This window comes from Bradyrhizobium sp. CCBAU 45394 (assembly GCF_028128655.1).
Classification (GTDB): Bacteria; Pseudomonadota; Alphaproteobacteria; order Rhizobiales; family Xanthobacteraceae; genus Bradyrhizobium; species Bradyrhizobium diazoefficiens.
Genome location: NZ_LBIX01000168.1, coordinates 104,827 through 128,254 on the forward strand (window position 1 = coordinate 104,827; position 23,428 = coordinate 128,254).

Below are 23,428 nucleotides of genomic sequence, written 5' to 3' on the forward strand. Positions count from 1 at the left end.
GCAAGCATCACCTCATGTCCGCGACGGTCGTCCCCCTGCCGCCGAACTCGTCGTCCGAAACCGTCGACTTCCTGCGGCGCATGGCCAGCATGGTGTCAGGGCGGAACGGCGAGATGCTGCTGCGTGCCGCAAGCCTGATCGAGTCCCTGACGCAGCGGGCGATGTCAGCCGAGCGGCTCTATCATCAGCAGCATGAAGAGAACAGACGCCATGTCGAGCTGCACGAGGCCGCCGAGCTTGCCTCCGACGCCATGGTCAGCCAGATCGAGGCGCTGCGGGCGCAGTTGACCGAGGTGACGGCGGCTGCGGCGGCCGAGCGTGCGGCGTTCGATGCCGAGCGCGGCAAGCTGCTCGGCCTGATGCAGGACGCGGAAAGCCACATCGGGAAGCTCAGCACCGAGCTGGAGACGCTGCGCGCCTCCGTCGACAGCTTCAACGAGACCGCGGTCTCCGTGCCGATCGAGGTGCTGCGGCCGGCGCGGACGCAGTTCGACTATCTCTCCAGCGGCTTTGCCAGAAGCGGCGACGTGATCTCGCAGGCCATGAGCGAGATCGGCGGCTTTGCCATCGACCAGGCGCTGACGACCAAGAAGACGGCCGACAAGGCCTAAGGCCGCCGCGCGCCAAATTGACAGCGCGCGGGCCTGTTGTTCTACTACAAAAAAAATCAGGGAGAATCCGATGCCGAGGGCATTCCGCGCCGCTGCCGCGCTCATCGCGCTTTGCGTCTCAGCCGCGTTCGCCAACGCGCAATCCCTTCCCAAGGAAGTCGCCACCCGCGCGGAGATCTACCCGATCCCCTCGCTCACCCTCTCCGACCAGCAATTTTTGAGCGGCGATGCGGCCGCCGGCAAGGTCGTGACGGTCGCGGGCGAATTCCGCGTCGCGCAGGGCAGTGGAAAACTCCCCGTCGTGGTGCTGATGCACGGCTCCAGCGGCGTCGGCGCTACCACGGAAGCCTGGGTCCACGCCTTCAACGCCATGGGCATCTCGACCTTTGTGATCGACGGCTTTACCGGCCGCGGACTGACGGTGGTCGGACCGAACCAGGCCCTGCTCGGCCGGCTCAACCTGATCGTCGACATCTACCGCTCGCTCGAGATTCTGGCGAAGCATCCCCGCGTCGACCCCGACCGCATCGTGCTGATGGGCTTTTCGCGCGGCGGACAGGCAACGCTCTATGCGAGCCTCAACCGCTTCAACAAGCTCTGGAACAAGTCCGGCATCCAGTTCGCCGCCTACATCCCGTTCTATCCGGATTGCTCGACAAGCTACGTCGGCGATACCGATGTCGCGGCGCGCCCGATCCGCATCTTCCACGGCACGCCTGATGACTACAACCCCGTGAAGAGCTGCAAGGCCTTCGTCGAGCGGCTCAAGGCCGCCGGGCGCGACGTGGTGCTGACCGAATACCCCGATAGCGCGCACGGCTTTGACAGCGGCCTGCTCGGCGCCGCCACCGTGGCTGTCTCCGCCAACGCGCAGACCGTGCGCAATTGCCAGATCAAGGAAGGTGACGGCGGCGTGCTGATGAACGCCAGCACGCAAGCGCCCTTCACCTACAAGGATTCCTGCGTCGAGCTCAATCCGCATGTCGGCGGCAATCCCGCAACCGCCGCGGAGTCGCGCAAGGCCGTGGAGGAGTTTTTGCAGGCGCTGTTCAAGCTGGGCTGAGAGGGTCTGGTCCGCACGCGATACCGTAGGGTGGGCAAAGCGAAGCGTGCCCACCAACTACAGGTGACCGTATCGAGAGATGGTGGGCACGGCGCTACGCGCCTTTGCCCACCCTACGGCATCGCTGCGCTCGCAATGCAGATCAGCGCGGTTGCGCTCAGACGGCGCCGATCTCGGCAAGGCAGGCTTGCGTCACCGGCATGCGCTCGCCGACGAGGCGCGGCTCGGTGCAATCCATGTTGAGCGCAAACACGGTGTGCGCCTCGCCCTTCTCGGCCCAGCCGACCATCCAGCCCAACGACGGCTCGCCGCGCTCGGCGCCCAAGAGGCCGGACTTGGCGCGGATGACGCTATCGCCGACCTTGGTCACCGGCAGGATGTCAGCGACGAGATCCTGGCTGCGTTTGGAAATCGGCAGCGCGCGGCGCCGCAACCGGTCGACGAAATCGACCTGCTCGACCGGATCGATACGCAAGGCTCCGGTGAGCCAGAACTGGTCGATGCCGCCGCCAATGTCGCGATTGCCGTAGTCGAGCAGGTCGACGTATTTCTGCATGCGCTCCTGCCCGATGCGCCGCGCGATCTCCTGATAGACCGGCACCGCACTGACCGCGATGGCACTGCGCAGCGTGTGATCCTTGTTCCACGCTTCGATCGGCCGCTTCACACCGTCCCAGGGGAACACGTCCTTGTCAGGATCGGCAACCACGCCGGTCTCCAGCGCTATCAGCGAGTTTGGAATCTTGAAGGTCGACGCCGGCAGCTTCCCCTCGCCCGAGCGCTCCTTGTCGCTGGCGACGATCAGATAGTCCTCGACCTTGTAGCCGACGAAGGTGCCTGATGTGCCGAGATCGGTGAAACGCTTTGCCAGGCTGTCGCGGATCTCATTGCGCGGCGGCGCGACATGGGCGAGCGCGCGCGACGGCATGGTGGCGGCAGCAGTGAGAAGACCGAGAGTGGAACGGCGGGTAAGCAAGGGCGATGTCCGTTGAACTGAGAAATGCCACGCGACCATGCAGCCGCTATCGTGGTGAAACGATGACAGCGCGTCAGCGCCCCCGGCCCGACAGCCGCAGCACGAACACCAGCACTTCTGCGACGGCCTTGTAGAGATCGGGCGGGATCTCCTCGCCGAGCTCGACCTTGGACAACGCGCCGGCCAGGATCTCGTTCTCCTCGATGGGGATGTCGTTGGCCTTGGCGATCTCGACGATTTTTTCGCCGATCGTGCCCTTGCCCTTGGCGACGACGACAGGCGCGCCAGAGCCCTTCTCGTAATGCAGCGCAATCGCGAGCTTGGACGGATCACTCATGTGGCGCGGTCCAGGAAGTGGCCGGCGCGGGCCGGTGCCGGCTGCGGCGGCGTGCCGTCGCGCACCACGATGTCGCCGGGCTTGAGCTCGGCCCTGGTCATCGCCTGGCTGAGCTCACCGATTCCGGCGCGGAGCTGTTGCGCGGTCGCCGGCCGCTCCGCCCACATTCGCACGAAGGTCTTGTCGCCGTTCAGCGTGATCAGCGCATGCACCGGGCCGGCCGGCTCGACATTGAGCGTGAAGCGCGCGCGCCAGGCGCGCTTGGTTGGATCGGTGGATTCGTTACCGCCGTCGCGCGAGATCTCGAACTGCGCCATGGCGGTGCCCTGCGGGGTCGCAAAGGGAATCTCGAAATTCCACTGCGGCACGGCCGGATCGACGCGATGGCCGGAGGCATCGGTGCGATCGGGGAGCGAGGCGACCTGGAGCAACGTCTGCCGCGCGATCGCGGCATTGGTGTCGTCGAGCAGGCGGTGCACGGTCGCGGCCAGCGGCGTATCCGGCGCGAGCGACGGCGAGGCGATGGACTGCGGCGACGGCAGCGCGCCGCGGAACGGCGGTGGCGTCCCGCGCGCGGCGGCCTCGAAGATGTGGCCATCGGGCACCGCCTTGTTCGAGCCCGGCACGTTGCCGATCATGCGCGGCAGGTTTTGCGTGACCTCCTGCAGGAGGCTCGCGGCAAGGCCTGCGGACATGGTTCGCGGGCCCGCCGTCTGCGGCGCCTTGCCCGGCATGTCGGCCAGCACGGCGGCTGCGAGCGCAGCGCCGCGCGGCAGTTGCGTCGGCTGGGCGATCTCCGTATCGGGCGACGGGGATGCCGCTTGCGCGGCCGCGCCCGCCGCCTGAAGTGCGGATGCTGCGGTCTGCGGTGTGGTCGTGACGCTTGTCGGCGGCGCGGCGGCTTGCGCCGGTGCCTGCGGCACGCCGGTCTCGCGCACGCCTGAGGTCGCGGCCAGCGTCTGGCGCAGCACCAGCAGCGCCGCCTTCAGGTCCGGCACGGCGCCTGGCGACGGCGTCGCGCCCGCGGCCAGTGAAGCCTCGAGAAACAGGCCGGACTTCTGGAAGGCGGATTCGATGTCGCCGCCATCGAGCTGAGTATTGAGCTGCGTCTGCTGCGCCAGCACGTCGAGCACCGCCTGCTTCAATCCCGCCGGCAGATCGCTGCCGGTGACGACGGAGGCGAGATTGGCGAACAGCGGCGCCTGGCTGCCCTGCTTGCTCGCGGCCTCGGCCGAAGCCGTTGTGACAGCAAGCTGCTCCGATGGCGTCAAGGTGTTGCGGGCGGCGGTTGCGGACGGCGCGAGCGGCGGGCTCTCTACCAGCGAAGCCGCGGCCGGCGTCAGCGTGACCTGGTCGGCCGCCGCCTCGCCTGCGCCGTTGACGACGGCGAGCCGGATCGTGCCGTCGTTCTGCGACACCGCGAGCTGAAGATTTTGTCCAGGCGACAGCGCGACTTCCGACATCACGTCGAGGGAGAGGTTTGCGATCGCGATCCGCACCAGATTGTCGGCGAGCACGCTGACCACTCTGGCGTCGACGACGCTGCCGGCCTGAAGCACGAGATCGGGCGTCGCCGCATCAGCCACGGGGCTGGCAGCACTGACGGGAACGATCGAGCTTATCGGCGTCGGCATCTCGGGGGGCCCAGGGAACGCTGGTCCCACCCTAAGGCCGCCCTCGTAAACCTCTCGTTAAGGACCTTTGACCGCAGGTACCTTCACCGCGTCTAGAACCGCCACGGCAGCCTCGAAATCCTGCGCGCGGGCGGCCCGGCGTGCCGCAGCTTCCTCGTCCACGCCCCATTGGTCGATGTTCCAGTCCTCGTCGACATGGGCGGCGGCCCAGACCTGGCCGGCATCGCGCACGCCATGAGCCAGCGCCAGCGCCAGCAGCGCCGAGCCGGTCAGGGTCGTCACCACGTGGAGCGCGGCGACCGACCAGGCGTCGCCCGGCAGCGCCGCGCGCGCGGCCTCGACCGCCTCGTCCGGCTGCTTCACATGCATGACGCCCTCGGACAGGATGAAATGCGCGCCCAGCGTCTCCGCGGCCCAGAACAGCACGGGGTCCCAATGCGTGGCCTCGCGGGCCACGAGCGCCTCGGGGTGACCAGCGCGATAGAACAGCAGGTCGGACTCGAAATATTTCGCAAGGTCGTCGCTGACGAGCTCGACGCGGTCGACCACGCCCTCGACCACGCTGTTGGCGATCCGCGTCAGCGGCATGGTCACGGGATCGATCGTCTCGCCCTGGGCCGCCCATTCGGCGGCGACCGCGTCGGCCAGCGCGCGCGAGGGGATCACGACCTGGCGGCCGGACGGCGTGCGGATCGGCCTGCCGTCGAGTGTGATGGCGAAGCCGCCTTCGGCCTCGGCGACGCCGGCCTCCTTGTAGAAGCGCTTGCGCTGCGGCGTGCGCGCGGACTGGCGGGCCGATTCCCGCGGATCGCGCGGAGACTGGCCCGCAGCTTCATCGAACAATTCACGCATCTTGGGTTTTCGGTCTCCGCGGCTGGATGCTAGGCTTTTAAGCTAAGACCTGTGGCCGATAAAGCGAGCGGCGGGCATGAGGGAACTTACGGGCATTGTCGCCCTATATGCGGGACTTGGACTGGCCGCGGCGGAGGCAGGCTTTCGTAGCCCGGAATCGCTGGTTCGCAATGTCTACGCCCATTACGGCCAGGGCGCGCCGGAACTGTCAAAAGGCCTGCCGCGGGATGGCGCCACCGCCCGGCAGTTCTTCGATTTCCCGCTGCGCAAGGCCTGGAGCACGCCGAGGGCCGAGCCCTATGATTTCCTGGTGCAGAGCCCGAGCTGGAAGCTCGGCCCGGTCGCGATCGCGGTGGCCCGCAGGCAATACGACAAGACCTATGTCGCGGCGAATTTCGACAATCACGGCCGCCGGGTGACGCTGAACTTCATCCTCGTCAACGGACCCGAGGGCTGGCTGATCACCGATGTCGAGAGCTCGCACGACAGCTTGCGGATGTTTCTGGAGCAGTTTCGGAATTGAGGGGGTAAGCCGCTCGCCAAACACCTGATGTCGTCCTGGCGAAGGCCAGGACCCATACCGCGTGATCTATCGATCGCGAGAGGTCGGAATACCGAACGAGGAGTCTTCGCCAAACCCCTCCCTGGGGTAATGGGTCCTGGCTTTCGCCAGGACGACGTCGCGGAAACTCCCTAGCCTACGGATTCACTATTCCTCCGGCGCGTTCTCGATCGGATCAAACCGGCTTGCATCGAGCCCGAGCAGATTCCACGACTGCTGCATGTGCGGCGGCAGCGGGGCGGTGGCGTCGATCACGCCGCCGCGCGGATGCGGAATGACGATGCGGCGCGCCAGCAGATGCAGCCGGTTTTGCAGGCCGCCCGGCAGCTGCCAGTTCTCGATGTTGAAATATTTGGGATCGCCGACGATGGGATGGCCGATATGCTCCATATGTGCGCGGAGCTGGTGGGTGCGGCCCGTCACCGGCTTCAGCGACACCCAGGTCAGCTTGTTGCCGGCGGTCTCGACCACGGCGTAATAGGTCACCGCGTGGCTGGCGCCCTCATCGCCGTGCTGGGCGATACGCATGATGGTGTCGTCCTCGCTCTCCTCTTTCGCGAGAAAGGTCGAGATGCGGCCCTGCTTCGGCTTCGGCAGCCCCGGCACCAGCGCCCAATAGACCTTTCGCGCCGACCGCGAGCGGAACGCGCCGGTCAGGTGCGAAGCAGCGAAACGGGTCTTCGCGATCAGGAGGCAGCCCGACGTGTCCTTGTCGATCCGGTGCACAAGCCGCGGCTTCTGCCCCTTGGAGTCGCGCATCACCTCCAGCATCTGGTCGATGTGCCGCGTCGTGCCGGAGCCGCCCTGCACCGCAAGCCCAAACGGCTTGTTAAGCACGAGGACGTCGTCGTCCTCGTAGATCGTCATCTCCTTCAGCGCCTTGAGCGTCTTCTGCGCAGCCTCCGAGAGCTCGCCGACGGCCTTGGGCGCGTCGAGCTTCAGCGGCGGGATGCGGACGCTCTGCCCCTCCTCCAGCCGGTCCTTGCTGTCGACGCGCTTGCCGTCGACGCGGAGCTCACCTTTGCGGACGACGCGCTGGATGTGGGAGAACGACAGGCCGGGAAAGCGCGCCTCGAGGAAGCGATCGACCCGCATGTTGTTCTCGTCGGCGGTCACGGTGACGGTCTGCACCTTGGTCGGCAGCAGCGCCTCGACCGGCTTTTCGGGCGCAGGCCTTTCCTGTGCAGCAGCCTTGGGCGGCCGCCGCTCGGCGCGCTCGCCCGCAAAGCGCGGCGGCTTCGTCCCCGGCTTGCCACCCGGCCGCGGTCCCGCTTTCTTTGCGGTGCGCGCCTTGAACGGACGCGAATCGTCGCGCTCGTCACGCGAACGGGGCTTTGGATTCATTCTCTTGATGCGGCGGCTCATGGCTGCCTGCGTACCCTAAAAGCCGGCTCCCGTCACGGCGAAATGGCCGTTTCTAGCGCGAGCCGCCCCGCTCCTTCCGCAGCTTGGCCCAGTAATCCAGCCGCTTCCGGATCTCCCGCTCGAAACCGCGCTCGGGCGGATCGTAGAAGGTCTGGCGGCCCAGGGCTTCCGGGAAATAATCCTGGCCGGAGAAGGCGTCGGGGGCGTCGTGGTCGTATTCGTAGGCTGCGCCGTAGCCTTCCGACTTCATCAGCTTGGTCGGGGAATTGAGGATGTGCTTTGGCGGCAGCAGCGAGCCGGCCTGCTTTGCGGTCTGCATGGCGGCCCCGAAGGCGGTGTAGACCGCGTTCGATTTCGGCGCAGTGGCGAGATAGACCACCGCTTGCGCGATGGCGAGCTCGCCTTCGGGATGGCCGAGGAAGTCGAAGGCGTCCTTGGCGGCATTGGCGATGACGAGCGCCTGCGGATCGGCAAGCCCGATGTCCTCGACCGCCATGCGCACGACGCGGCGGGCCAGGAACAGCGGGTCCTCGCCGGCATCGAGCATGCGCGCGAGGTAATACAGCGCCGCGTCGGGATCGGAGCCTCGCACCGACTTATGCAGCGCCGAGATCAGGTTGTAATGGCCATCGGCCGACTTGTCATAGATCGGGGCGCGGCGCTGCAGGATGTCCTGCAACTGCGCGGCATTGAAAATCTCGTCAGCCCGTGCAGAGCGCCAAACCTCTTCGGCAAGCGTCAGCGAGGCCCTTCCATCGCCGTCGGCCATGCGCACCAGCACCGCGCGCGCCTCCGCATCGAGCGGCAGCTTCTTGCCCTCCACCTCTTCGGCATGCGCAAACAGCTTCTCGATCGCGGCAGCATCGAGCGAGCGAAACACCAGCACACGCGCGCGCGACAGAAGCGCCGCGTTGAGCTCGAAGGACGGATTCTCGGTGGTGGCACCGACCATCACCACCGTGCCGTCTTCCATGACAGGCAGAAACGAATCCTGCTGGGCGCGGTTGAAGCGGTGCACCTCGTCGACGAACAGCAGCGTGCCCTTGCCCATCTCGCGGCGGGCACGCGCTGCGTCGAATGCCTTCTTCAGGTCGGCGACGCCGGAGAACACGGCGGAGATCTGCTCGAAATGCAGGTCGGTCGCGTCCGCCAGCAGCCGCGCCACCGTGGTCTTGCCGGTGCCGGGCGGGCCCCAGAACACCAGCGAGCCGAGCGTGCGCGTCTCCAGCATGCGCGTCAGCGCGCCGTCGGGGCCGAGGATGTGATCCTGGCCGACGACCTCCGACAACGCGCGCGGGCGCAGCCGGTCCGGCAGCGGATGCGGAGCCTCGTGATCGAGCCCCGCCGCGGCAAAGAGAGTTGGCGTCTCCTGTGGTCGCTTCGGACTCATCCGCCCAGCGTGACGTTGATCTGCTGCCCGCCGCGCACCAGCGTGATGCGCCAGATCCGCGGGCGCTCACCCGCAGCCTTTTCGAGATCGCCGGTCGTGCTGATCTTCTGATTGTTGACAGCCAGGATGATGTCGCCCTTCTGGAAGCCGACATTCGCGGCCGCGCTGTCGCCGCCGAGATCGGCGATCACGACGCCTTCGGTGTCGGCGTCCAGATGCAGCTCGTCGGCAACCGCCGGCGTGATGGTCGAGACCTTCGCGCCCTGGAACGGCGAACGCGCAGTGATGACGAGCTCGTTGCGGCCGGCGTCGGGTGCGGTCTCCAGCGCGATCGCGAGCTTGAGCGGCTTGCCGCCGCGCTGCACGTCGATCTGCGCGGAACCGCCGAGTGGACGCGTCGCGAAGCGGTAGTCGAAGGCATTGGGATCATCCACGGTCTGGCCGTCGATCCCGGTGATGAGATCGGAGGATTTCAGGCCGGCCTTCGCTGCGGGACCGTTCGAGACCACGCTCGCGACCAGCGCGCCGGTCGGCGAACGCAAGCCGAGGCTTTCGGCGATCTCGGGCGTCACCGCCTGCAACTTCGCGCCGAGCCAGGGACGCTTCACCGCCTTGCCGCCGCCCTTGGCGGAAGCGACGACCACGCGCACCATGTTGGCGGGGATCGCAAAGCCGATGCCCTGCGAGCCGCCGGAGCGCGAATAGATCGCGGTGTTGATGCCGGCAAGCTTGCCGCTCATGTCAACCAGTGCACCGCCGGAATTGCCGGGATTGATCGCCGCATCGGTTTGGATGAAGAACTGGTAGTCGGTGATGCCGACCTGCGTGCGCGCCAGCGCCGAGATGATGCCGTGGGTCACGGTCTGGCCGACGCCGAAGGGGTTGCCGATCGCGAGCACGACGTCGCCGACCAGCAGCTCGTCGGAATTGGTGAAGTCGAGCGTTGGAAATTTCTCCTTGGTGTCCTTCAGGCGCAACACGGCGAGATCGGTGCGGGGATCCTTCAGCAGGATCTCGGCCTCGAACTCGCGCTTGTCCGACAGCGACACCTTGACCTGGTCCGCGCCCTCGATGACGTGGACATTGGTGACGACGAGGCCCGACGCATCGACGATGACGCCGGAGCCGAGCGAGCGCTGCATCTGCTCGGGCTGCTGGCCGGGCACGCCGAAGAAGCGGCGGAAGATGGGATCATCCAGCAGCGGATTGCGGTTCTGCACCACCTTGGCGGCATAGACGTTGACGACCGCCGGCTGCACCCGCTGCACGATCGGCGCATAGGACAGCCGCAGCTCGGCCGGCGACGACGGGGCCCGACGGTCCTGCGCCGCTGCCGGATTGAAGTGGGTCGAAAAGCCTATGCACAATGCCGTGACGACGGCGGTCCAGGTCGATCGAAACATTCCTACCTCTTGGAAAAGACGCCGGAATATAGGCGCGTTCGCCCCCCAATAGAAGGGCGCGGGATGGCAATATTCACCCCCCTTCCGGCGCCCGCCGCATACCGGCCCGGTGTGCGAAATGGCAATTTGCCCGGCGCTACGGATTGGCATGATACGCGTCATCTTGCATGGTGATGCAAGGCGGATTCGGTTGCGGCGAATTTGCATCAGTGGGAACCACGCAACCGGACGCAGCGTCGCGGGGCAGTCATCGATCCTTCCTAGGCTCTCCGTTCGCGACTTGGGGAAGTTCGTCAAACGATGGAGGCGTAACGTGAGCAGGACAAGAATTGCAGCCACGGCGATTGGTCTCGCCGGCGTGCTGGCGGCATCGCAAGCCCAGGCCCAATCGGCCAGCAACAGCGAACAGGAGATCGCACTCCTGAAGCAGCAGCTGAAGATGCTCGAGCAGAGGCTCGACAAGCTCCAGAGCCAGACCGCAGCGAACACCGCAGCGACGGCGAAAGCCAAGGCTGAAGCCAAGGCCGAAGCAAAAGCCGAAGCGCGCTCGGAGGCGAAAGCGGTCGTCGCCAATGCCAATGCGGCGATCCCGCTCAAGGGCCCGGCGCCGGCTTCCGGCGTCGTTGTGACGATGCCGAACAACCGGCCGACCATCTGCACGGCCGACGGAGCGAACTGCGTCGCGATCACGAGCCGCGTGCACTGGGATGTCGGCGGCTACGATTATCGTCCCAATACGGCAGGCACCGTGCCGCAGAAACTCGACAGCGGCGAGAACGTCCGTCGCGCACGCATCGGCGTCGTCGGCAAGTTCCTCGAAGACTGGAATTTTGCCCTGATCTACGACTTCGGCGGTTCGGCTGACGGCTTCGGCGGCACGGGGGCCGCCGGCGCTACTCCTGTCGGCTTCCTGCCCGGCGGTGGCACATCCGGCATCGAGAACGCGTATGTGAGCTACACCGGGCTGAAGCCTTTTGGCGGCAAGATGGCGATCGAGGCCGGCATCATGGACCTTGCCTGGACCCTCGATGAGTCCTCGAGCTCCAACGACATTCCCTTCATGGAGCGCGCCTCGGTCGGCGTGATCGCGCAAAATATCGCCGCCGGCGATTTCCGTTCTGCCGTCGGCGCCCGCTGGTACAACGACGTGTTCTGGGCCGGCGCGTACGTGACGGGTCCGACCACGGGTGCGATTCACTCAGCGTCGAGCGTCTCACCTCCGGGCACCAGCGAGCAGTACGGCGCGACGGCCCGCGTTGCGGGCCAGCTCGTCAGCGGCAAGGATTATTCGCTGCATCTCGGCGGCGACGCACAGTGGCTGATTCAGCCGCCGCGCAATCTGGTCGCCAACACGCAGACGCTCACGCTCAGCGACCGGCCTGAGCTGCGAATTGACCCTACGACACTGATCTCGACCGGTGCGATTGCCAATGTCGCGGGCGCGCAGGTTTATGGTGTCGAAGCCGCCGCGACCTATGGATCGCTGTTCCTCCAGGGCGAATACTACTGGTTCAACATCGATCGCAACGCGAACACCAGCGTGCCGTTAATCGGAGCGCCAAGCCTGAAATTCCAGGGCGGCTACGCGGAAGCGGCCTACGTCTTGACCGGGGAATCGCGCAAGTACAATCCAGCGAACGCCTCCTATGGCGGCGTGAAGCCCGATCATCCGTTCTCGCTCGATGGCGGTGGCTGGGGCGCCTGGGAGATCGCCGGCCGCTATTCCACTATGGATCTGAATAATCAGCTCGCGACTGCCGCCGGCATCGCCGGCGGACGCCAGACGGTCTACACGCTCGCGCTCAACTGGTACGTCAACGGCAATGTCCGCTTCATGCTGGACTACCTGCATGGCACGGTGTCGAAGCAAGCCTCGCCGGTCTCGACCGCCGACGTCGGCTCGAAGTTCGACGCGGTCGCGATGCGCACGCAGTTTGCGTTCTGACGCAATCTTGTCCGGGAGCGGCGCAGTCCGCTCCCGGACATTCACGCTGCTCGCTTCGGCTTCTTGACCGGTTCCGCCGCCTCGGGCGCCGGCGCGCAGGACAGCCGTTGCTGATGGCTCTCGCCCCACGCCTTCAGGATGTCGATCACCGGCCTGAGGCTCTCGCCGAGCTCGGAGAGGCAATACTCCACCCGCGGCGGCACCTCGGCATAGACCTTGCGGATGACGAGCTTGTCCTCCTCCAGCGCGCGAAGCTGCTTTGTCAGCATGCGCTGGGTGATGCCGGGCATCCGGCGGCGTAGTTCGCCGAAGCGCTGGGTGCCGTCCTGGAGGTGGTAGAGGATCACGCCCTTCCACTTGCCGTCGATCAGGTCCAGCGTCGCCTCGACCGAGCAGCCGGGACGCCGGGTAAAATCTCGCCGCTTCATGCGTGTTTTCCCAATAGTATCCAAACAGGGACTATATCCCCGAATTTACAGTACTTGCCAAACCGGGGCCAGCGGGACAGTTAGCAGGCCGGGCGCACGTCACAAGCTGCGCGCTATCTGATGGAGACAAGCCATGAAGGCCGTTGGCTACAAGAAATCGCTTCCGATCGAGGATCAGGACGCGCTGTTCGATTTCGAGACCGCAAAGCCCGAGCCCAAGGGGCGCGACATACGCGTCGCCGTGAAGGCGATCTCGGCCAATCCGGTCGACTACAAGGTGCGCAAGCGCGCCGCTCCGCCCGAGGGCGAGACGAAGATCTTGGGTTATGACGCAGCCGGCGTGGTCGACGCCGTCGGGCCCGAGGTCACGCTGTTCAAGCCGGGCGACGAGGTGTTTTATGCGGGCTCGATCCTGCGCCAGGGCACCAATGCGGAATTCCACCTGGTCGACGAACGCATCGTCGGCAACAAGCCGAAGAGCCTGTCGTTCGCGCAGGCCGCCGCCCTCCCCCTCACCTCCATCACCGCGTGGGAATTGCTGTTCGACCGCCTCGGCGCGGTACCGGGCAAGAGCGTCGATCCGCGCACGCTGCTGATCACGGGCGGCGCCGGCGGCGTCGGCTCGATCCTGATCCAGCTCGCCCGCCGCCTCACGGGCCTCACGGTGCTCGCGACGGCGACGCGGCCGGAATCCCAAAAGTGGTGTCTCGATCTCGGCGCACATGCGGTGATCGACCACGGCAAGCCGATGAAGGAGCAGATCGAGAAGCTCAAGCTGCCGCCGGTGGCGCTGGTGGCGAGCCTCACCTTCACCGATCAGCACTACAAGGCGATCGCCGAGTTCATGGCGCCGCAAGGCCGGTTCGGCCTGATCGACGATCCGCCCGAGTTCACCATGAGCACGTTCAAGGGCAAGGCGATCTCGGTGCACTGGGAATCGATGTTCACGCGCTCCTCGTTCCAGACGCCTGACATGATCGCGCAGCATCATCTGCTCAATGACGTCGCCGACCTCATCGACAAGGGCGTGTTGCGCACCACGCTCGACCAGACCTTCGGCACGATCAACGCGGCCAACCTCAAGCGCGCGCATGCGCTGCTCGAGAGCGGCAAGTCGCGCGGCAAGATCGTGCTGGAGGGGTGGTAGGCGAGCACAGCGCCGCTGCCTAGGGTGGGCAAAAGCGCGCTTGCGCCGTGCCCACCATCACGCAACGGGCGCAGAAAGGTAGTGGGCACGCTTCGCTTTGCCCACCCTACGGCAGTTGTGCTCCTGGAGCGATGCCCTCGACGAACATCAACCGCCGCTCCAGCGCCGTCTGCCGCAGCTTCAACGCCTCGGCATATTCCACTGAGGCGTACCATTCGCGCGCGCGGGCCATCGTAGGAAACTCCACGATGATGATGGTCTTGGGCGGCGGGCCGCCCTCCACCACGTCGGCGGCACCGCCGCGCGCGAGGTAGCGGCCGCCATATTGCGCGATAGTCTGCGCCGCAAGCGCGCGATAGGCTTCCATCATCGCCTGATCGCGCACCTCGACCTCGGAGATCACATAAGCCGGCACGTGCGCAGCCTCAGGCAATCGTGTTGACGATACCACCCTCGGCCCGCAGCGCCGCGCCATTGGTCGCGGACGCTTCCTTCGACGCAACATAGACCACCATATTGGCAATCTCGTCGACGCTGGCGAAACGCTGGATCAGCGAACTCGGGCGATGCTGCCTGACGAAATTGGCGGCGGCCTCATCCACCGACTGACCGTTTTGCTTCGCGAGATCCTTCACGAAGGTCTCGACACCCTCCGACATGGTCGGGCCCGGCAGCACGGAATTGACGGTGACGCCGGTGCCGCGGGTGAGCTGCGCCAGCCCGCGCGCGACCGAGAGCTGGGCGGTCTTGCTCATGCCGTAGTGAATCATCTCGACGGGAATGTTGAGGCCGGATTCCGAGGAGATGAAGACGATGCGGCCCCAGTTGCGCTTGAGCATGCCCTTCAGATATTCGCGCGACAGCCGCACACCGCTCATGACGTTGACCTCGAAGAAGCGGCTCCAGTCCTCGTCCGGGATATCGAAAAAGTCCTTCGGCTCGAAGATCCCGGCATTGTTGATGAGGATGTCGACCTCGGGCAGCTCGGACACAAGCGCCTTGCAGCCCGCCGCGGTCGAGACGTCGGCAGCGACGCCGCGCACCTTGCCACCCGCCGCTTCCAGCTTGCGCACGGCGGCGTCGACCTTGTCCTGGCCGCGCCCGTTGATCACGACGCTAGCACCGGAGGCGGCGAGACCTCTGGCAATGGCGTGGCCGATGCCAGCGGTCGAGCCGGTCACCAGCGCAGTTTTTCCGGAAAGGTCGATATTCATGTAGTATCTCCATCAGATCGATGATGGGAATATCGGACGCGGCGGATCGGGCCGCAATCGGCGCTCACCAATCAGTGAGACGCCGAGCACTTTTCCTGCGACAACGTAGACACCCCACCTGAACCGCGGCTGGAACGATTATTGCTAAGCAGCACGCCGTCTCATGTGAACACGGAAGAACTATGCGATGAAGCGGACGGCTCTCACGATTTTTCTCGGACTGGTCGGCTTGATGGGCGGCAATTCGCTCGCGCCGGCTCAAACGGTCTATCCGGAGAAATCGTTGCAATTGATCGTCCCCTTCCCGCCGGGCGGCGCCTCCGACGTGGTCGCGCGCATCATCGGCGGCGAGCTGGAGACGCGGCTCGGCAAGCCCGTGATCATCATGAACCGTCCCGGGGGCGGCACCACGATCGCGGCCAAGGAAGTCGCACGTTCGGCGCCTGACGGCTACACCCTGTTCTTCAGCTCGAACTCGAGCTTCACGCTGCCGGCAGCCGTGAAGGAAAGCGTGCCTTACGACGCGGCCAAGGATTTCGAGCCGCTCGGCCAAGTCGGCAAGATCACGCTGGCGCTCGTCACTTACAAGGACAATCCCGTCAAGGACGTCGCTTCGCTCGTCGCCGAGGCGAAGGCCAATCCCGACAAGCTGTCGCTCGCATCCTTCGGCGTCGCGACCGTCTCGCATTTCGCCGGCGAGCTGTTCAAGTCGAGTGCCGGGGTCAAGATGGTCCACCTGCCCTACAAGGGCAGCGCACCGGCGATGAACGACCTCATCGGCAAGCACATCCAGTACCACGTCGACACCGTGATCGCCGTGAAGCCGCAGATCGAGGCGGGCACCGTCAAGGTGCTCGCGGTGTTCTCCGGCAAGCGCACGCCCTACCTGCCCGACGTGCCGACGCTTGCCGAGCTCGGCTACACCGGCATCGACTTCGCGTCCTGGGGCGCGGTCGTCGCGCCCAAGGGGCTGCCGCCGGCCGTTCACGACAAGCTGACGGCGGCGCTGGAGGAGATCGTCAACAGCCCTTCCGTCATCGAGCGCTTCACCACGGTCGGCTTCGAACCGGGCTTCATGCGCTACAGCGATTGGGCAGGAGCCATCGGCAAGGAGACCGCCGAGATGAAGGAGATCGCGCAAAGGGCGGGGATCAAGGAAGAATAGTCGCGCTGATCTTCGCGAGCCCCAAAAACAAAAGCGGCGCCCGAGGGCGCCGCTTTCAATTCCGTACCTGCTGAAACGGCTTACGCCGCCTCGGCTTCCTTCTCCTGCACCGGACCGGAGTCCTGGCCCTTGGCATCGACGTCGCGATCGACGAACTCGATCACGGCCATCGCGGCGTTGTCGCCGTAGCGGAAGCCGGCCTTGATGATGCGGGTGTAGCCGCCCTGGCGGTCCTTGTAGCGGGTCGCGAGCACGTCGAAGAGCTTCTTGACCTGATCCTTGTCGCGCATCTCGGAGATCGCCTGGCGGCGCATGGCCAGCCCGCCCTTCTTGCCGAGGGTGACGAGCTTCTCGACGATCGGACGGAGCTCCTTGGCCTTCGGCAGCGTGGTGACGATCTGCTCGTGCTTGATCAGCGCGGCCGCCATGTTGGCGAACATCGCCCTGCGGTGTTCGGCCGTGCGGTTGAGCTTCCGATGAACCTTGCCGTGACGCATGTAACTATTCCTTACGTTAAAACTGCCGCGACGGTTCGTCGGACATGTTGCTCAGGTGGGCTGCCTGCGTTCGCCCAGTCAGTCATTCCGGGATGGCTCGCAGAGCCGAACCCGGAATCTCGAGGTTCCGGGTTCGATGCTCCAAGGCCGCGGTTGCGCGGTCCCGTCGCATCGCCCCGGAACGACGAATCTCAGTAGTGATCCTCGAAGCGCTTGGCGAGCTCGTCGATGTTCTCCGGCGGCCAGCCCGGCACTTCCATGCCGAGATGCAGACCCATCTGAGCCAGCACTTCCTTGATCTCGTTCAGCGACTTGCGGCCGAAGTTCGGGGTGCGGAGCATTTCCGCCTCGCTCTTCTGCACGAGATCGCCGATGTAGACGATGTTGTCGTTCTTCAAGCAGTTGGCCGAACGCACCGACAGCTCAAGCTCGTCCACCTTCTTGAGGAAGGCCGGGTTGAAGGCGAGGTCCGGGATGATCTCCTGGGCGACTTCCTTGCGCGGCTCTTCGAAGTTGACGAACACGTTGAGCTGATCCTGGAGGATGCGGGCGGCGTAAGCCACCGAGTCATCCGGCGAGATCGCGCCGTTGGTCTCGATCGTCATGGTCAGCTTGTCGTAGTCGAGGATCTGGCCCTCGCGGGTGTTCTCGACCTTGTAGGAGACCTTGCGGACCGGCGAGTACAGGCTGTCGACCGGGATCAGGCCGATCGGCGCATCCTCGGGACGGTTGCGCTCGGCGGGCACGTAGCCCTTGCCGGTCGCGACGGTGAACTCCATGCGAATCTCCGCGCCCTCGTCGAGGGTGCAGATCTGGAGGTCCGGATTGAGCACGACGACGTCGCCGACGGTCTGGATGTCGCCGGCGGTGACGACGCCCGGGCCCTGCTTCTTCACGACCATGCGCTTGGGGCCTTCGCCCTGCATCTTGATCGAGATGTCCTTGATGTTGAGCACGATGTCGGTGACGTCCTCACGGACGCCAGCGATCGAGGAGAACTCGTGCAGCACGCCGTCGATGTGCACCGACTGCACCGCCGCGCCCTGGAGCGAGGAGAGCAGGATGCGGCGCAGCGCGTTGCCGAGGGTCTGGCCGAAGCCGCGCTCGAGCGGCTCGGCGACGATGGTCGCAAAACGGGCCGGATCGCTGCCGGGCGTGACCTGGAGCTTGTTCGGCCGAATCAGTTCTTGCCAATTTTTCTGGATCGTCACTGTTTCACCCATACAGGCCAGTCGAACTGCCGTTGCAGACACTGGCGTTGGAGAAAGGCCGCAGGTCGCACCTGCGGCTTCTTGCAAAAGTCATTGCGGGCGCCGATGCACCCGCAACCTCGTATCAAACGCGCCGACGCTTGCGGGGACGGCAACCGTTGTGCGGGATCGTGGTCACGTCGCGGATCGAGGTGACGGTGAAGCCTGCGGCCTGGAGCGCGCGGAGCGCCGACTCGCGGCCCGAACCGGGACCGGCGACTTCGACTTCCAGCGTGCGCATGCCGTGCTCCTGCGCCTTCTTCGACACGTCCTCGGCGGCAACCTGCGCCGCGTACGGGGTCGACTTCCGCGAGCCCTTGAAGCCCATCGTGCCGGCGGAGGACCAGGCAATCGTGTTACCCTGCGCGTCGGTGATGGTGATGGTCGTGTTGTTGAACGACGAGTTCACGTGCGCAACGCCGGAGGCGATGTTCTTGCGTTCACGACGGCGAACGCGGGTGGCTTCCTTGCCCATTGAGTACCTTTCCTGGAGATCTCAAACGCCGCCGTAGTGCCAGCGGCTACACCTGTGGAACGAAAGGCGCGTGGCGAACGGGTTATCCCCGGTTCGCCACACGCCGCGATTGGATGCGAAGACTTACTTCTTCTTGCCGGCGATGGCCTTGGCCGGGCCCTTGCGCGTGCGCGCATTGGTGTGGGTACGCTGACCGCGCACCGGCAGACCGCGACGATGACGCAGGCCGCGATAGCAGCCGAGGTCCATCAGACGCTTGATGTTGATGCCGACCTCACGACGCAGGTCACCCTCGACGAGATAGTCGCGGTCGATGACTTCGCGGATCTGAAGCACTTCGGCGTCGCTGAGCTGGCTGACGCGACGATCCACCGGGATCTTCACCTTCTCCAGAATCTCACCGGCGATCTTCTGACCGATGCCATGGATGTACTGGAGCGCGATCAGCACGCGCTTGTTGGTGGGAATGTTCACGCCGGCAATACGGGCCACGGCCTTCTCTCCTGTTGCCGGTCCTCGTCAGGACCAGGCTTTAAGTGCTTGTGTTCTCGGGCAGGTGTTCACAAACGCGAACACGACGCCCACCCCCGGTCTTCCTGGGGCCCGGCATCGTCTGAAACTATCCGACTTGGATGCGGGGCTTATTAAGGGATTCCGGGGGCTTTCGTCAACCGCCGCTAGCGCTTGGCTCGCTTTTTCGTGACCTTTTTTGCGGCCTTTTTGGCACCCTTTTTGACAGCCTTCCCGGCGGTCTTTTTGGCAGCCTTCTTTACCGTCTTCTTCGCGGTCTTCTTGACCGCCTTCTTGGCGCCCTTCGCGGCCTTCTTGGCCGCCTTTTTAGCGGATTTGGCGGTTTTTTTGGCCGTTTTCGCCGACTTCTTGGTTGTTTTGGCCTTGGCCGCCCCCTTCTTGGCCGGCGCCGTCTTGGCGGCACTCTGGGCAGTTCCCTTGGCAGTTCCCTTGCCATGCGTCTTGGGCTCGACTGCCCCGAGCGCCAGGAGCTGGCGGTGAACCGCACGGGTGACCTCGTCGATGGCCATCATGCCATCGATGGTCGAGAGCTTCCGCCGCTCGGAATAGTAGTGAATCAGCGGCTCCGTCTGGCTGCGGTAGCTGGCAAGCCGCTTGGTCAGGACCTCGGGGGTGTCGTCGAGGCGAACCTCCTCACCGCGCTCCCGCATCTGGGCGACTCGGGTCTCGACGCGACTCAGCAGCGCGCTTTCGTTGACGCGGAGCTCGATCACTGCATCGAGCTTGAGGTGCTTCTGCCTCAGCAGCTCATCGAGCGCCTCGGCCTGCGGCACGGTGCGCGGGAAACCGTCGAGGATGAAACCGTTCTTGGCGTCCGGCTGGTCGATCCGGTCGGAGATGATTCCGACCACGACGTCGTCGGGTACGAGGCCGCCGCTGGCCATGATCTCCTTGGCCTTCAGACCGACCGGCGTTCCCGCCGCCACGGCCGCACGCAGCATCTCGCCGGTCGAGAGCTGGACGATACCATAGCGCTCCACCAGCAGCTGCGCCTGGGTCCCTTTGCCCGACCCCGGCGGTCCCAGAAGTATAATTCTCATCGGCGTACGCCCCCCGGATTGGTGAGCGATACGTCGCGCACCTGTGTTTGAAGATCAAGAACAGTGCAAACCATAATCGGCGCCGCACCGCTACCCATATCATAGGGGAGCGAATACCCGGTCGCCAAGAAGGCCTTTGAAATCAGGGATTGCATCGCGCTGAGAGCAGCTCCGCCGATGCGATCGAACGGCTGGCTGGTCGTCTCTGCGGGCGCCGCGCGTTGCTCTCGCGCGGGCGAATCGGCGGCGCAGTCGCGCCGCCTTCAGAGGACGCCGCGCTTAGCGGCGGCGGCCCCGCAACTTCGACTTCCGGATCAGGCCCTCGTACTGATGGGCCAACAGATAGCCCTGCACCTGCGCCACCGTGTCCATGGTCACGCTGACCACGATCAGCAGCGAGGTACCGCCGAAGTAGAACGGCACCGAGGCGTAGGAGATCAGGATCTCGGGGATCAAGCAGACGATCGCCAGATAGATCGCGCCGAGCACGGTGATGCGCGACAGCACGTAGTCGATATATTCCGCGGTGCGCTCGCCGGGGCGAATGCCCGGAATGAAGCCGCCGTGCTTCTTCAGATTGTCCGCGGTCTCGGTCGGGTTGAACACGATCGCGGTGTAGAAGAACGCGAAGAACACGATCAGCGCGAGATACATGATCAGGAACAGCGGACGGCCGTGGCCGAGCTGGGTGGTGATCCACTGGAACCATTCCGGCCCGCTGCCCGCATTGAAGTTCGCAACCGTGGTCGGCAGCAGCAAGAGCGAAGACGCGAAGATCGGCGGAATCACGCCCGAGGTGTTGAGCTTGAGCGGCAGATGCGAGGACTGACCCTCGAACATCTTGTTGCCGACCTGGCGCTTCGGATACTGGATCAGCAGGCGGCGCTGCGCGCGCTCCATGAACACGATGAAGGCGATCACGGCGACCGCCATGATGATGACGACCAGGATCAGGCCGGTCGACATCGCACCCTGACGGCCGAGCTCGAGCATGTTGGCGAGCGCCGCGGGCAGCTCGGCGACGATGCCGGAGAGAATGATCAGCGAGATGCCGTTGCCGATGCCGCGCGAGGTGATCTGCTCGCCCAGCCACATCAGGAACATGGTGCCGCCGGTCAGCGTGATCGCCGTGGACAGGCGGAAGAACATGCCGGGGTCGCTGACGACGTTGCCGGCACCCTCAAGGCCCACCGCGATGCCGTAGGACTGGAACGCCGCCAGGATGACGGTCAGATAGCGGGTGTACTGGTTCAGCGTCTTGCGGCCGGCCTCGCCTTCCTTCTTCAGCGCCTCGAGCTGCGGCGAGACGGTGGTCAGGAGCTGGATGATGATCGAGGCCGAGATGTACGGCATGATGTTCAGCGCAAAGATCGCCATGCGGTGGATGCCGCCGCCGGCGAACATGTTGAACATGCCGAGGATGCCGCCCGCCTGGGAGCGGAACACCTGCTCCCAAATGTTGGGATCGATGCCCGGCAACGGGATGTAGGTCCCCAGCCGATAAACGAGCAGTGCGCCCAGGGTGAACCAGATGCGCTTCTTCAGTTCGTCAGCCTTGGCAAACGCACCGAAATTGAGGTTGGCTGCCAGTTGTTCCGCTGCTGAGGCCATCTTGGACTTTCTCCCGCCGCCTGTTGCGCCGTCATGCCCGCGGCCGGGCTACTTTAGCGGACGCCGGACATTATCTGGGGCTCGGCATCGATAAGTCCACGTCCCGCATGCGTAAAGGCCCGCGAGCCGCGGGCCAATGACGCAGTTGTTACGCCGCCTCGCCTTCTTCCTTGGCAGGGGCGAGGATCTTCACCGAGCCGCCCGCCTTCTCGACCGCGGCAATCGCGGTCTTGGTGGCGCCGTGCACCTCGATGTTGAGCTTGGACTTGAGCTCGCCACGGCCGAGCAGCCGCAGGCCGCCCTTGGCGCGGCGCAGCACGCCGCCCTTCACCAGGGCCTCGACGTTCACGACGCTGCCGGCGTCGATCTTCTTGGCATCGACCGCTTCCTGGAGCCGGTCGAGATTGATCTCGGCGAACTCGACGCGGAAGATGTTGTTGAAGCCGCGCTTGGGCAGACGACGATGCATCGGCATCTGGCCGCCTTCGAAACCCTTGATGCGCACGCCCGAACGCGCGGTCTGGCCCTTGCCGCCGCGGCCCGACTGCTTGCCCTTGCCCGAACCGATGCCGCGGCCGACGCGCATACGCTTTTTGCGCGAGCCGGCGTTGTCGGCGATATCGCTGAGCTTCATCGCCCTTCTCCTTGTGTCTTGCGCATGATCTTCACCGAAAACCGGCACCCGTTTTTCGGGATCATGCGCCTTTGCTTACTTCTCGTCGACGATGCGGACGAGATGGTGAACCTTCTCGATCATGCCGCGCACGGCCGGAGTGTCCGGCAGTTCGCTGGTGCGGCCGATCTTGTTGAGCTTGAGCCCGATCAGCGTCGAACGCTGCGAGTGATGGCGGCGGATCGCGCTGCCGGTCTGCTCGAGCTTGATCGTCTTTGCGGCCTTGGCCATTTGATCTACTCCGAAAAGCTTCCGTTAGTCGGCAGCCGCCTCGGCATCGCCGCCGATACGGCGCGACTGGAGGGTGGACACCTTGATATTGCGGCGGGCTGCGACCGAACGCGGCGAATCCTGGTGCTTCAGCGCGTCGAAGGTCGCGCGCACCATGTTGTACGGGTTCGAAGAGCCGATCGACTTCGCCACCACGTCCTGGACGCCGAGCGTCTCGAACACGGCGCGCATCGGGCCGCCGGCGATGATGCCGGTACCGGCCGGAGCGGCACGCAGGTAGACACGGCCCGCGCCATGACGGCCGGCGATGTCGTGATGCAGCGTGCGGCCCTCGCGCAGCGACACGCGGGTCAGGTTGCGCTTGGCGGACTCGGTTGCCTTGCGGATCGCCTCAGGCACTTCGCGCGCCTTGCCGTGACCGAAGCCGGCGCGGCCCTTCTGGTCGCCGATCACGACCAGCGCTGCGAAACCGAAGCGCTTGCCGCCCTTGACGACCTTGGCCACGCGGTTGATGTGGACGAGCTTGTCGACGAACTCGCTGTCGCGCTCCTCGCGCTCCTTGCGTTCGCGTCCGCCGCCGCGTTGATCGCGTCCACCACGTTGTTCGCGTTCTGCCATTTTTCCAATCCTTCAGAGGCTTACGCCTCAATCCTCAAATTCTGTTAGAAGCTCAGCCCGCTCTCACGCGCCGCATCGGCAAGAGCCTTGACGCGCCCGTGATAGAGGTAGCTGCCGCGATCGAACACGACTTCCTTGACGCCCTTCTCGGCGGCGCGCTCGGCCAGCAGCTTGCCGACCGCCTTCGCCGCATCGATGTCGGCGCCGGTCTTGCCGCCGTCGCGCATCGACTTCTCGAGCGAGGAGGCGGAGGCCAGCGTCTCGCCCTTCAGATCGTCGATGACCTGGGCGTAGATGTGCTTGGACGAGCGGAACACCGACAGACGCGGACGGCCACCACCGGAGCGGCGCAGCTTCAGCCGCACACTCCGCTTGCGCCGGGCATTCGTAACCTTGGCTTTCGACATGAC

Annotated in this window: 26 protein-coding genes; 6 read left to right on the forward strand and 20 right to left on the reverse strand. The window is 65.3% G+C overall.

Annotated features, from left to right (window positions below):
* Positions 1–14 precede the first annotated feature (14 nt).
* Both WN73_RS25535 and WN73_RS25540 read left to right on the forward strand, forming a co-directional pair.
* A complete protein-coding gene (locus WN73_RS25535) occupies positions 15–611 on the forward strand; it encodes a hypothetical protein (protein ID WP_028171405.1) in 597 nt (198 codons plus the stop codon).
* 70 nt (positions 612–681) lie between these two features.
* Positions 682–1,674, forward strand: coding sequence for a dienelactone hydrolase family protein (locus WN73_RS25540; protein WP_028171404.1), 993 nt, complete (start codon positions 682–684; stop codon positions 1,672–1,674).
* 157 nt (positions 1,675–1,831) lie between these two features.
* On the opposite strand, the gene blaOXA is transcribed toward WN73_RS25540, so the two are convergent.
* From blaOXA to WN73_RS25560, 4 genes are all read right to left on the reverse strand, one after another.
* Entirely contained in the window at positions 1,832–2,650 is an 819-nt protein-coding gene (gene blaOXA / locus WN73_RS25545) for a class D beta-lactamase (protein ID WP_028171403.1), read from the reverse strand.
* A 73-nt stretch (positions 2,651–2,723) separates the two neighbouring features.
* Positions 2,724–2,987, reverse strand: coding sequence for an EscU/YscU/HrcU family type III secretion system export apparatus switch protein (locus WN73_RS25550; RefSeq protein ID WP_011088117.1), 264 nt, complete (start codon positions 2,985–2,987; stop codon positions 2,724–2,726).
* A complete protein-coding gene (gene fliK / locus WN73_RS25555) occupies positions 2,984–4,621 on the reverse strand; it encodes a flagellar hook-length control protein FliK (protein WP_028171402.1) in 1,638 nt (545 codons plus the stop codon). Before fliK ends, WN73_RS25550 begins: the two co-directional genes overlap by 4 nt.
* A gap of 57 nt (positions 4,622–4,678) precedes the next feature.
* Positions 4,679–5,473, reverse strand: coding sequence for an ATP12 family chaperone protein (locus WN73_RS25560; RefSeq protein ID WP_028171401.1), 795 nt, complete (start codon positions 5,471–5,473; stop codon positions 4,679–4,681).
* Positions 5,474–5,549: 76 nt separating this feature from the next.
* Between WN73_RS25560 and WN73_RS25565 the strand changes: the two genes are divergently transcribed.
* Positions 5,550–5,996, forward strand: a complete 447-nt coding sequence (locus tag WN73_RS25565; protein WP_028171400.1) for a hypothetical protein — start codon at positions 5,550–5,552, stop codon at positions 5,994–5,996.
* Between the two features lie 186 nt (positions 5,997–6,182).
* Here the strand turns inward: WN73_RS25565 and WN73_RS25570 are convergent, their stop codons facing one another.
* Genes WN73_RS25570 through WN73_RS25580 form a run of 3 tightly spaced genes read right to left on the reverse strand, consistent with a single transcriptional unit; the run spans position 6,183 to position 10,193 of the window.
* Complete coding sequence (locus tag WN73_RS25570) at positions 6,183–7,400, reverse strand: RluA family pseudouridine synthase (RefSeq protein ID WP_028171399.1); 1,218 nt, start codon at positions 7,398–7,400, stop codon at positions 6,183–6,185.
* A gap of 52 nt (positions 7,401–7,452) precedes the next feature.
* Positions 7,453–8,790 (reverse strand): replication-associated recombination protein A, encoded by a 1,338-nt coding sequence (locus WN73_RS25575; protein ID WP_011088123.1) that lies wholly within the window; start codon positions 8,788–8,790, stop codon positions 7,453–7,455.
* Positions 8,787–10,193, reverse strand: a complete 1,407-nt coding sequence (locus WN73_RS25580) for a DegQ family serine endoprotease (RefSeq protein WP_028171398.1) — start codon at positions 10,191–10,193, stop codon at positions 8,787–8,789. Before WN73_RS25580 ends, WN73_RS25575 begins: the two co-directional genes overlap by 4 nt.
* 313 nt (positions 10,194–10,506) lie before the next feature.
* On the opposite strand from WN73_RS25580, the gene WN73_RS25585 reads away from it, so the two are divergent.
* Entirely contained in the window at positions 10,507–12,138 is a 1,632-nt protein-coding gene (locus WN73_RS25585; RefSeq protein ID WP_028171397.1) for an OprO/OprP family phosphate-selective porin, read from the forward strand.
* 41 nt (positions 12,139–12,179) lie between these two features.
* On the opposite strand, the gene WN73_RS25590 is transcribed toward WN73_RS25585, so the two are convergent.
* Entirely contained in the window at positions 12,180–12,566 is a 387-nt protein-coding gene (locus WN73_RS25590) for a winged helix-turn-helix transcriptional regulator (protein WP_011088126.1), read from the reverse strand.
* 133 nt (positions 12,567–12,699) lie between these two features.
* Here WN73_RS25590 and WN73_RS25595 point away from each other — a divergent pair, with 133 nt between their 5' ends.
* Positions 12,700–13,713, forward strand: a complete 1,014-nt coding sequence (locus WN73_RS25595; protein ID WP_028171396.1) for a zinc-binding alcohol dehydrogenase family protein — start codon at positions 12,700–12,702, stop codon at positions 13,711–13,713.
* Positions 13,714–13,819: 106 nt separating this feature from the next.
* Here WN73_RS25595 and WN73_RS25600 read toward each other — a convergent pair whose 3' ends face one another.
* Both WN73_RS25600 and WN73_RS25605 read right to left on the reverse strand, forming a co-directional pair.
* Positions 13,820–14,128: a DUF1330 domain-containing protein gene (locus WN73_RS25600; RefSeq protein ID WP_028171395.1), complete on the reverse strand. Its 309-nt coding sequence runs from the start codon at positions 14,126–14,128 to the stop codon at positions 13,820–13,822.
* Between the two features lie 10 nt (positions 14,129–14,138).
* Positions 14,139–14,927, reverse strand: coding sequence for an SDR family NAD(P)-dependent oxidoreductase (locus WN73_RS25605; RefSeq protein ID WP_028171394.1), 789 nt, complete (start codon positions 14,925–14,927; stop codon positions 14,139–14,141).
* Between the two features lie 187 nt (positions 14,928–15,114).
* Between WN73_RS25605 and WN73_RS25610 the strand changes: the two genes are divergently transcribed.
* A complete protein-coding gene (locus WN73_RS25610; protein WP_011088130.1) occupies positions 15,115–16,092 on the forward strand; it encodes a Bug family tripartite tricarboxylate transporter substrate binding protein in 978 nt (325 codons plus the stop codon).
* An 80-nt stretch (positions 16,093–16,172) separates the two neighbouring features.
* On the opposite strand, the gene rplQ is transcribed toward WN73_RS25610, so the two are convergent.
* The 10 genes from rplQ to rplR form a co-directional block, all read right to left on the reverse strand.
* Positions 16,173–16,589 (reverse strand): 50S ribosomal protein L17, encoded by a 417-nt coding sequence (rplQ, locus tag WN73_RS25615; RefSeq protein WP_011088131.1) that lies wholly within the window; start codon positions 16,587–16,589, stop codon positions 16,173–16,175.
* 191 nt (positions 16,590–16,780) lie between these two features.
* Positions 16,781–17,812 carry a DNA-directed RNA polymerase subunit alpha gene (locus WN73_RS25620; RefSeq protein WP_011088132.1) on the reverse strand — a complete coding sequence of 344 codons (1,032 nt, stop codon included), beginning with the start codon at positions 17,810–17,812 and terminating at the stop codon, positions 16,781–16,783.
* Positions 17,813–17,924: 112 nt separating this feature from the next.
* Positions 17,925–18,314 (reverse strand): 30S ribosomal protein S11, encoded by a 390-nt coding sequence (rpsK, locus tag WN73_RS25625; protein WP_007603045.1) that lies wholly within the window; start codon positions 18,312–18,314, stop codon positions 17,925–17,927.
* Positions 18,315–18,437: 123 nt separating this feature from the next.
* Entirely contained in the window at positions 18,438–18,806 is a 369-nt protein-coding gene (rpsM, locus tag WN73_RS25630) for a 30S ribosomal protein S13 (RefSeq protein WP_011088133.1), read from the reverse strand.
* Between the two features lie 185 nt (positions 18,807–18,991).
* A complete protein-coding gene (locus WN73_RS25635) occupies positions 18,992–19,885 on the reverse strand; it encodes an adenylate kinase (protein ID WP_028171393.1) in 894 nt (297 codons plus the stop codon).
* Positions 19,886–20,164: 279 nt separating this feature from the next.
* A complete protein-coding gene (gene secY / locus WN73_RS25640; protein ID WP_011088135.1) occupies positions 20,165–21,496 on the reverse strand; it encodes a preprotein translocase subunit SecY in 1,332 nt (443 codons plus the stop codon).
* A 148-nt stretch (positions 21,497–21,644) separates the two neighbouring features.
* The gene (gene rplO / locus WN73_RS25645; protein ID WP_011088136.1) at positions 21,645–22,130 is read right to left on the reverse strand and encodes a 50S ribosomal protein L15; all 486 of its coding nucleotides are present in this window, start codon (positions 22,128–22,130) and stop codon (positions 21,645–21,647) included.
* A 75-nt stretch (positions 22,131–22,205) separates the two neighbouring features.
* Positions 22,206–22,400, reverse strand: coding sequence for a 50S ribosomal protein L30 (gene rpmD / locus WN73_RS25650; RefSeq protein ID WP_011088137.1), 195 nt, complete (start codon positions 22,398–22,400; stop codon positions 22,206–22,208).
* A gap of 24 nt (positions 22,401–22,424) precedes the next feature.
* On the reverse strand, positions 22,425–23,018 hold the full coding sequence (gene rpsE, locus WN73_RS25655; RefSeq protein ID WP_008136332.1) for a 30S ribosomal protein S5: 594 nt from the start codon (positions 23,016–23,018) through the stop codon (positions 22,425–22,427).
* Positions 23,019–23,062: 44 nt separating this feature from the next.
* Complete coding sequence (gene rplR / locus WN73_RS25660; RefSeq protein ID WP_007603036.1) at positions 23,063–23,425, reverse strand: 50S ribosomal protein L18; 363 nt, start codon at positions 23,423–23,425, stop codon at positions 23,063–23,065.
* Positions 23,426–23,428: the final 3 nt, after the last annotated feature.